Source organism: Marisediminitalea sp. (assembly GCF_984433645.1).
Window position 1 is genome coordinate 63,747 of the sequence record NZ_CFIDRX010000004.1, and the last position, 8,749, is coordinate 72,495.

At 49.3% G+C, this 8,749-nt stretch carries 9 protein-coding genes; 3 read left to right on the forward strand and 6 right to left on the reverse strand.

The features are described from left to right. Positions 1–51: 51 nt before the first annotated feature. From AC4MRN_RS01390 to AC4MRN_RS01405, 4 genes are read right to left on the reverse strand one after another with little or no spacing between them, the layout of a single operon-like run. Entirely contained in the window at positions 52–798 is a 747-nt protein-coding gene (locus tag AC4MRN_RS01390) for an FTR1 family protein (protein WP_491202281.1), read from the reverse strand. Beyond that, a complete protein-coding gene (locus AC4MRN_RS01395; RefSeq protein ID WP_491202282.1) occupies positions 788–1,141 on the reverse strand; it encodes a cupredoxin domain-containing protein in 354 nt (117 codons plus the stop codon). The genes AC4MRN_RS01390 and AC4MRN_RS01395 overlap by 11 nt, the downstream gene beginning before the upstream one ends. Beyond that, positions 1,135–2,499, reverse strand: a complete 1,365-nt coding sequence (locus tag AC4MRN_RS01400; protein ID WP_491202283.1) for an ATP-binding protein — start codon at positions 2,497–2,499, stop codon at positions 1,135–1,137. The genes AC4MRN_RS01395 and AC4MRN_RS01400 overlap by 7 nt, the downstream gene beginning before the upstream one ends. An 8-nt stretch (positions 2,500–2,507) precedes the next feature. Next, the gene (locus AC4MRN_RS01405; protein WP_370166169.1) at positions 2,508–3,170 is read right to left on the reverse strand and encodes a response regulator; all 663 of its coding nucleotides are present in this window, start codon (positions 3,168–3,170) and stop codon (positions 2,508–2,510) included. A gap of 350 nt (positions 3,171–3,520) precedes the next feature. On the opposite strand from AC4MRN_RS01405, the gene AC4MRN_RS01410 reads away from it, so the two are divergent. Beyond that, the gene (locus AC4MRN_RS01410) at positions 3,521–4,159 is read left to right on the forward strand and encodes a CPBP family intramembrane glutamic endopeptidase (protein WP_491202284.1); all 639 of its coding nucleotides are present in this window, start codon (positions 3,521–3,523) and stop codon (positions 4,157–4,159) included. 19 nt (positions 4,160–4,178) lie between these two features. On the opposite strand, the gene AC4MRN_RS01415 is transcribed toward AC4MRN_RS01410, so the two are convergent. Both AC4MRN_RS01415 and AC4MRN_RS01420 read right to left on the reverse strand, forming a co-directional pair. Then, complete coding sequence (locus AC4MRN_RS01415; protein WP_491202285.1) at positions 4,179–5,246, reverse strand: DUF3080 family protein; 1,068 nt, start codon at positions 5,244–5,246, stop codon at positions 4,179–4,181. Beyond that, on the reverse strand, positions 5,231–6,121 hold the full coding sequence (locus AC4MRN_RS01420; protein ID WP_491202286.1) for a fructosamine kinase family protein: 891 nt from the start codon (positions 6,119–6,121) through the stop codon (positions 5,231–5,233). The genes AC4MRN_RS01415 and AC4MRN_RS01420 overlap by 16 nt, the downstream gene beginning before the upstream one ends. Before the next feature lie 300 nt (positions 6,122–6,421). Here AC4MRN_RS01420 and thrS point away from each other — a divergent pair, with 300 nt between their 5' ends. Together thrS and infC are read left to right on the forward strand one after the other, a co-directional pair. Beyond that, the gene (thrS, locus tag AC4MRN_RS01425; RefSeq protein WP_155015137.1) at positions 6,422–8,338 is read left to right on the forward strand and encodes a threonine--tRNA ligase; all 1,917 of its coding nucleotides are present in this window, start codon (positions 6,422–6,424) and stop codon (positions 8,336–8,338) included. Positions 8,339–8,469: 131 nt separating this feature from the next. Then, the coding region (gene infC / locus AC4MRN_RS01430) for a translation initiation factor IF-3 (RefSeq protein ID WP_490403727.1) at positions 8,470–8,749 on the forward strand (280 nt) is incomplete at its 3' end.

Below are 8,749 nucleotides of genomic sequence, written 5' to 3' on the forward strand. Positions count from 1 at the left end.
GCAGCATGTTGAGCAGCAGCGCTACAAAAAGAAAAAGGGAAAGTCGTAATCTCATGAAGACGCTCCTTCAGGTGATGAGCGAAGTAAAAAATGATGTCGAAGTACCATGCACTGACCCAATACAACCAGTGTCAGCCAGGTCAACAGATAAGGTAAGTCTGGTTGGGACTCATAACCCAACATCGCTTTTAATAAATGACCGTATTCGCTGGCATCGCTAATGATGACACTGCTGTCCCAAAGTGCCGCCGATTCGTCGATGACACCTGTTTGTTGGAGCAAAGGTATCGCGCCGCTTGCTTGTGCCGCCATAAACAGTACCCACAGGCTCTTCATTGCCAGTGTTGTGCGATATGGCGACAACAGCACAACCAGCAGCATTGCCAGGCTCAGGCTAATACCACTGCCCAGCACAGAACCTACCAAAATCCCCGGTAACCGTTCACTGTGACTGCCAAAGGCAAACAGATACAACATAAAGTCGGCCAGGTGCAGGCTGATAACGGGGACGGCGGCAATGATCGCTGCACTGCGATATGCTTTGAAATCGAGGCTTATTAAGGCAAACAGGTAGGCTATTAAGAGCAGGGCTACGGTTAACCATTCATAACCTGCGCCATCGAAGGTATCGCTTACACTGTTTCGCAACAGCACCAGAAGCGCAGTGGTGATGGCCGTGCTAAATAGTAATACAACGAGCGTTTTCCGTTGCAGGCGAAACGCCAGCAATAAAAAGCTTATGAGTAAGGCAATCGGCAAGGCATCACGCAGCATCAGGATTACGGTATTAATGAGCATCCGGCACCTCCTCGCCTGGTGGCAGTACAATTACTTCACCCTGAGCGGTAGTAGGGTGATACTGGCCAAAAAACGGATAGCGCCCGGGGGGCAGGGGACCGATGAACAAGTTGGCTTTTGCCTGCCCAAACACCACTTTTTCCCGGTTAAGCGCAAAGCTGTCGAATTCTTCCGGATCATCATCTTCGTTAATAATGATTAGCTTCACTTTTTTGTTGGCTGGCACATAGACTTTGGCCGGATGAAACAAATGGTCTTTAAGGCGAACAACGACTTCGGGTCTGGCTGCCAGAGCATCCTGGCTCAGCATAATCAGGCAAACCGATAACATCAATCTCAGCATAACGTGTCCTGAGATTGTGCTTTGCTGTGCTTTTTAGCATTTGTTGCATCGCTGGCGTGAATAGGCAGGGTCAGGGTGACCAGTAAGCCGCCCAGATGGGATTTACCCAATGCTAACTGGCCGTGATGTAACATCACAACCTGATTGACGATAGCCAGGCCGATACCGCTGCCTGACTGACGTTGCGTCTGCGCGTTTGCCACCCGAAAGAAGGGCGTAAGCACTTTCAGATGATCCTGTTCGGGAATTCCTGGCCCCGAGTCTGCGATCTGAACGATAATGTCGGTGCCGGTCATCTTCGCAGTCACTTCGATTTCGCCACCCTCTGGCGTGTATTTGCTGGCATTGCCAATCAGGTTGGACAGCATGGTTTGAAGTGCAAAGGGACTGGCTTGAAAAGTACATGGCTCGCTAACCAGTGAAATAGCCTGCTGTTTTGCGTCAATGGCTTCATACAGGTCACTGATAACCTCCTGCAACAGAGATTCTATTTCAACGACGTCTAATTCGGCGTGTGCGGTTTCCGGATTGGTCTGGCTTAACAGTAACAACTGATTGACCACGCGAATCATTCTGTCAGCATCGCGCTGGCACCGGGCAATTTCTTCCTTTTTGGGGGCGTCTGAGGCGTGCAGGTTGTGTAGATTAATTTTCAATACGCTTAAAGGCGTGCGCAATTCATGCGCCGCGTTAGCAGAAAATAACTGCTCACGCTCAAAGGCCTTATTGAGTCTGATAAACAACGAGTTCAGGGTGTCTATGACGGTTGTTAATTCACTTGGCGTGTTAGGTAGCGCTATAGGCTGCAGGTTATTTCTGGCCTTGTTTTCGAGTTGAATCGACAACGCACTTAGCGGCCGGACGCCGCGATTAACCACCCAGTAAATAAGTGCCGCAAGTATTGGAATACTGACAATGAGTGGCGTCATGGCCGCCAGGATCAGATTTTCAGTCAGGGTGTCTCTGCTGCCCAATGGGTGAGCTACAATAACGACGGTGTCGTTAATAGGCGTTGTATCGGCTAACACACGCCATCGATTCCCCAAAAAGTTCTCAGCGCTAAACCCTTTGTTAACTGACGTGATGCGCTTGTCCGGGGCATTGGCTGAACGCATGACCAAGCGGTCTTGCTGCCATAATTGCCAGGCGACATCCGGAGGGCTTTCTATGTCCATTGTGTTAGAGACGTGATCGACGGGCAGAGAAATTAACGTGCTCGCAATGGCCCTGAGTTCGCCGTCAAACAGGCGAGTAGCATCCTGCATACTGGCTCGATAGCCCGTAATGGCCGCACTGAACGTAACCAGCACTATCAGCGCGATTAAGAGCCAGGTGACCTGGCGACGAATGGAGTTCATAACAGCGTTTATGGCCCTTTCGGGGTAGTATAGCCCACACCACGGATGGTTTTTATGAACTGCTCAGGCAGTTTCTTTCGCAGATTACTGATATGCACTTCGACCGTGTTTGACGCTACTTCATCACCCCATTCATAGAGCTTGTTCTCAAACTGTTGTTTCGACAGCACCCGACCGGCATTTTCCATGAGGATCCGCAGCACCATAAATTCTCTGCGCGGCAAAGCAACCGGCGCGTCGTTTACGGTCACTGAGTGCTCGGCAAGGTCCAGTTCAACGCCGTGGAGCTGAATTCGGCTGGAGGCGACATTGCCGAGTCGGCGCTCCAGTACCCTGAGTCGGGCAAAGAGTTCGGCCATCTCAAAGGGTTTAGGCAGGTAATCATCGGCGCCACCGTCAAGCCCTGAGATTTTGTCATCCATACTGTCGCGGGCGGTTAAAATGAGCACAGGCAGCGAAGCTGATTGATGGCGAAGTGTTTTCAGTACCTGTAGCCCATCCATGTCCGGCAAACCAAGGTCGAGCACGACGATGTCAGTATCGCCTTGTTTTATTGCTGCCAAAGCGGTTTTGCCCGTATGAACGGTATTTACCGCGTAATTTTGCCTGCGCAAGGAATCTCCTAAAGCGTGGGCAAGGGCAAGATCATCTTCGACTAACAGTATATTCATGTGATGCCGTGTAGCATGTGGTAAAAATTGAAATGCAAATTTTCGCACGGTTTCCTTAAGAATATCTTAAGACGGCGATTTACAACAATAACGCGCTGATTTTTATATTAGAAATAATCGGAGAAGTCATAAGTCTGCCACCGCGTAGGCGCTAGCATCAGTATTTTCTCATTTGAATGACTATGTTTTAAGTTGCTGAATTTATTGTTTTTCACTGGTTTTCTGTGCTGCTTGAAAGTAAACAGTGACTGATATGTCATACCTAAGCCGAATAGCGAGTGTGGCCTTTGTAGTGTAAAATTCACACAATTGTCATCGTTTATTCATCTTTTCGTGGAATTGCATTAATCGTGTCGTCGGGTAAGTTGTGGGCAGAGCTGATTGCTTTGTTTATTTTTGTTCCTCTGTTGTTCCTTGCGGGTATTCAGTATACCGGCCCTTACCTCATGGCTGCGCTGGTTGTGGTTGGCGCGATCTGCCTATGGTTGTTGCTGGCCGATAGTTCATTCAAACGCTTTCGGTTGTGGAACTGGCAGCATGGTAAATCCCATCTGCTTGCGTCGTTCAAGCTGTTTATTCCCTGGGCATGTTTAACGGCAGTCGTGGTGTACTGGTGGTTGCCGGATGCGTTTTTGCAGTGGCCTGCTGAGCAAACGTCGTTGTGGCTGATGACGCTGGTGTTATACCCGCTGCTGTCGGTAGTGCCTCAGGAAATTATCTACCGCACCTTTTTCTTTCACCGCTACAAGCAAATTTTGCCCTCGCGTTATGTGCGTCTTGGGGCCAGCACGCTGTTGTTTGGTTTTGCCCATGCAATCTACGGCAACTGGATAGCGGTAGCCGTGTCTGCCGTGGGCGGTGCGGTATTTGGTTTTCGTTACATGCAAAGCCGCTCTACTGCGGTGGTGGTGGTAGAGCACTCGTTGTGGGGCTGCTTCTTGTTCACCATCGGATTTGGCTCATTTTTGTCTATTCAGCACACGTTGTAGCTGGAACAGCGTTTGGCACCTATGTTCCGGGTGACATATTGCAGCGCGCCAGAAACGTCTGCCATACAGTGACATGGTTTTTCATCGCCAACTGATACTCAGCGAACTGTTGTGATTGTTCCGCCAGGAACATTTTAAATGCGGGTGGTAACACGGGTGACTGCTGCCAGGTGAGTGATATGGGCTCAAAAGCGTAGTGAAACGCATTGATACGGCTGCCTATCGGCTGAATTTTTTCAATAAAAGACAAATAAAACACATTACGAAGAATGGTGGCTGTGTCGTCCGGACGGCCCTGTCCACACGAGAGTGCAGGTAATAACGTGTCGAGCTGTTGGGTAATGACCGGTAATCCATTTGCCAGTTGTTGTGCTGCAAACCAGACACTGGCAGGCAAACGCAGCAGTGCCAATTGTTGCAGGTGAGACTCCAGTCGCGCGTCTTGCAGCGCATTGCCATCACCGTACTGATTCAATTGCTTTAGGCTGGCTACCTGGCCTGTAATGTCCAGGTCATCTCCATTAAGCAGGCCGGGTAGAGGGCGGCCGAAAGCCTGTTTAGTTTCGTCGCTCAATGTCAGCATATTGCTCCAGTGTAGTGCATAATCTGCTGACTTGACCTTGAGCCATTCTTGCATGGTGGTCAATTGCCCCTCACGGTTTTCCAGGTCCTCCCCAGACTGCTGATAAAACGCAATACACTGCTCAAGCGCCTCAATTAACTGATATTCATACCGCAATCGAACCGAATAAGCCTGTACTTTTCCCAGTGCTGTATTGCGTTCTGCGACCAGGCTGCCAAGTTCACAGGTTTGGATGTTGTATAAATCGGTCAGGTCAATTTCGATGCCTTCGGGCTGCAGTAGCAGGTCGTTGCGAGCGGGGTAAGAAAGTGGTGCCCGTGATGGAAGCGCAGGCAAAGTGGTATCGAGCGTGCGCGATAGTCTGGCGTGATAATCGTCGAGTTGCTCTGCAGTGTTATCTGGTGAACACCCAGATATCCATAGCAACAGACTCAGGCACAACACGTGTAAAACGCACGACAGGGTGTGAGTAGATAGGGAGTAATGGGTTACAACTGTTGGCAAATCTGAAGTACGTCCTGTTGTGCGGTGGTTAAGTACTGACCGCCAAATAATACGGCATGATTCAGTATGTGGTAAAGCTGATAGAGTTTACGACGGGATGCGTAGTCTGGATCTAACGCCCACGTAGCCTGATAACCGTCGTAAAAGGCTTGTGGTAACCGGCCAAACAGTTCGGTCATGGCGATATCTGTCTCCCGGTCGCCAATGTACACGGCGGGGTCGAATATAACGGGCTGTTGGTGAGAAAACCCGATATTGCCGTGCCACAAATCGCCATGCACCAGCGAGGGCAGGGGCTGGTGGTGTTGCAAATACTGATGAATACGCGTAACGCACACGTCAATGTTGCACCATTTGTGGCCTTTAGCGGCGAGCTGCTCCAGCATCACACCAATACGAAATTCAGCGTAAAACTGTGCCCAACTGGAAACAAATTCATTCATTTGCCGGCTTTGACCGATGAAATTGTTGCGGTGCCAGCCGAAGCGGTTTGTGGTGGGTGCCCGATGCAATGTGGCAAGTTGTTCACCGCAAGCTTGCCACAGCGCACTGCTAGCGTGGTGCATTTTAAAGTATTGCAACACCAGGTATTCATGCAGCGCGCCGTTTTCTTCAATGACGCCATGACAAATCACGGCGGGTACTGTTATGCAGCCTGTGTTAGCCAATGCTGTTAACCCATCGGACTCGGCGTCGAGGGCCATGTCATTGGCGTGTTCCATGGTGCGGTATTTTACAAAGTACCGGCGTGCGTCATCGCGAATCATCACACTCTGGTGAGAGTCGCCACCGTGCAGCACTTGTCGATGTTGGCACACAAACAAATGACCGGTTACTTCAGATATGGTTTCACTGATAAATTGCCACATTTGCATGCGATGTCAGAGGACGTACCCTGAGTATGGAAGATATTGTTGCCTTTGCCAGTTTACCCGCCGTATTTTTTGGGAATTTACACGCATCTCGAACTGCAGATGATGGTAGCGATACATCAGAAAAGCCCGACACAAAATGTTATTTCGCTTTTAGTCGTTGCATGAAAGAGTCTAGACGTTATAATCCGAGCACAAAGGGGAGTGTAGCCCCATTCATGCACCCATTCTAAGGGTGTTTTTTTATGACTAAAAACAAACACAAGTGGCACAGAGTAGGTGTCACCACTGTAAGGACGATTCATGCCTGTTATTACTCTTCCTGATGGAAGTCAGCGTACTTTCGACAACCCTGTTTCTGTATTAGATGTTGCCGCCGATATCGGCCCTGGTCTGGCAAAAGCGACCATTGCCGGTCGTGTAAACGGCGAGCGTGTTGACGCGTGCGACGTTATTGAGTCTGACGCTGCGTTAGAAATCATTACCGCAAAAGATGAAGATGGTCTCGAGATTATCCGTCACAGCTGTGCACACTTAATTGGTCACGCGATCAAACAGCTATGGCCCGATGCGAAAATGGCGATTGGTCCGACTATCGACAATGGTTTCTATTACGATGTCGATATGGAGCACAGCCTGACCCAGGAAGACCTGCAGAAGCTTGAAAAGCGTATGCTGGAACTGGCAAAAACGAACTACGATGTGGTTAAGAAAAACGTAAGCTGGCAGGAAGCGCGAGATACGTTTGAAGCCCGCGGCGAAACCTACAAAATTGAGATCCTCGACGAGAATATTCCGAAGGACTCTTTCCCGGGGCTGTATCACCACGAAGAATACATCGATATGTGTCGTGGCCCTCACGTACCGAACATGAAGTTCTGTCAGCACTTTAAATTGATGAAAGTGGCTGGCGCATACTGGCGTGGTAACAGCGACAATAAAATGTTGCAGCGTATCTACGGCACAGCGTGGGCAGATAAGAAGCAACTTAAAGCGTATTTGCAGCGCTTGGAAGAAGCGGAAAAGCGTGACCACCGTAAAATTGGTAAAACGCTGGATCTGTTCCACTGGCAAGAAGAAGCGCCAGGCATGGTGTTCTGGCACAACGATGGCTGGTCGGTTTACACCGAGCTGGAAAAATTTGTACGTAACATGCTGCGCAAGTACAGCTATGACGAAGTAAAAGGCCCGTTGATGATGGACCGTGTGCTGTGGGAGAAATCCGGGCACTGGGACAAGTACGCAGAAAACATGTTCACCACCGAATCAGAAAAGCGTGAATATGCGATTAAGCCCATGAACTGTCCGGGTCACGTGCAGATCTTTAACCAGGGATTGAAGTCTTACCGCGACCTGCCATTGCGTATGGCGGAATTTGGTTGCTGTCACCGTAACGAACCCTCTGGTGCCTTGCACGGCCTGATGCGTGTGCGTGGCTTCACCCAGGATGATGCGCATATCTTCTGTACTGAAGAACAAATGCTTGACGAAGTGTGTAGCTGTATCGACATGATTTACGATGCATACCGCACGTTTGGTTTTGAAAAGATCGAAGTAAAACTGTCTACCCGCCCTGAAAAGCGTGTAGGTAGTGACGAGATTTGGGACAAGGCAGAAAAAGCCCTGGCAGACGCGCTTAACAGCAAAGACATTGAATTCAAGTACTTGCCTGGTGAAGGTGCGTTCTACGGTCCGAAGATTGAGTTTACTCTGTACGACTGTCTGGATCGTGCATGGCAGTGCGGTACCGTTCAGGCTGACTTCTCTATGCCTGGTCGCTTAGGGTCGACCTATGTAGCAGAAGATGGCGAGCGCAAAGTACCGGTAATGATTCACCGTGCGGTACTGGGCTCACTGGAGCGTTTCATTGGTATTCTTACTGAAGAATACGCGGGCTTCTTCCCGCTTTGGTTGGCGCCTAAGCAAATGATGGTAATGAATATTACCGACAAACAAGCTGAATACGCCGAGCAAATCGTGGAAAAACTGCAAGCGCAAGGGTTCCGTGCGAAGTCTGACTTGAGAAATGAGAAGATAGGCTTTAAAATTCGTGAACATACGCTTAAACGCGTACCTTACATGCTGGTGGTCGGTGACAAAGAGATGGAATCGGGTCAGGTGGCAGTGCGTTCTCGCCGGGGTGAAGACTTGGGCAGTATGCCAATCGATGCCTTTATTAGCCTGGCGAACGAAGAAATCGCTGGAAAAACCATCAAATAACGGTATACTCGCGCTCTACATTTGTGGCGCGCGTTTTCGTTGGCTACAGCAAAAATATAAGTGTCTGGTTTACAAAAGATTTTTAAATATATTAAACCAGGTGAAGATTAAAGAAGTTGGAGGATTAGCACATTAAAGGCGCTAACAATAAGGCTCAGGGCGATAAAGCCCGAATTAATGATGAAATTACGGCAAGAGAAGTTCGCTTAATCGGCGCGGACGGAAGTCAGGTTGGAGTGGTAACGCTTAACGAAGCACTCAACTCCGCCGAGCAAGCCAGTTTGGATCTTGTTGAGATTAGTCCTAATGCTGAGCCGCCAGTCTGTAAAGTTATGGACTATGGCAAATTCCTCTTTGAAAAAAGTAAAGCTCAGAAAGAGCAGAAGAAAAAACAGAAGCAAATTCAGGTCA

Coding starts and splice junctions, on each gene's coding strand:
- AC4MRN_RS01420 (WP_491202286.1), bottom strand. CDS start 6,121: ATGCAAATGTGGCAATTTATCAGTGAAACCATATCTGAAGTAACCGGT.
- thrS (WP_155015137.1), top strand. CDS start 6,422: ATGCCTGTTATTACTCTTCCTGATGGAAGTCAGCGTACTTTCGACAAC.
- AC4MRN_RS01400 (WP_491202283.1), bottom strand. CDS start 2,499: ATGAACTCCATTCGTCGCCAGGTCACCTGGCTCTTAATCGCGCTGATA.
- AC4MRN_RS01390 (WP_491202281.1), bottom strand. CDS start 798: ATGCTCATTAATACCGTAATCCTGATGCTGCGTGATGCCTTGCCGATT.
- AC4MRN_RS01405 (WP_370166169.1), bottom strand. CDS start 3,170: ATGAATATACTGTTAGTCGAAGATGATCTTGCCCTTGCCCACGCTTTA.
- AC4MRN_RS01395 (WP_491202282.1), bottom strand. CDS start 1,141: ATGCTGAGATTGATGTTATCGGTTTGCCTGATTATGCTGAGCCAGGAT.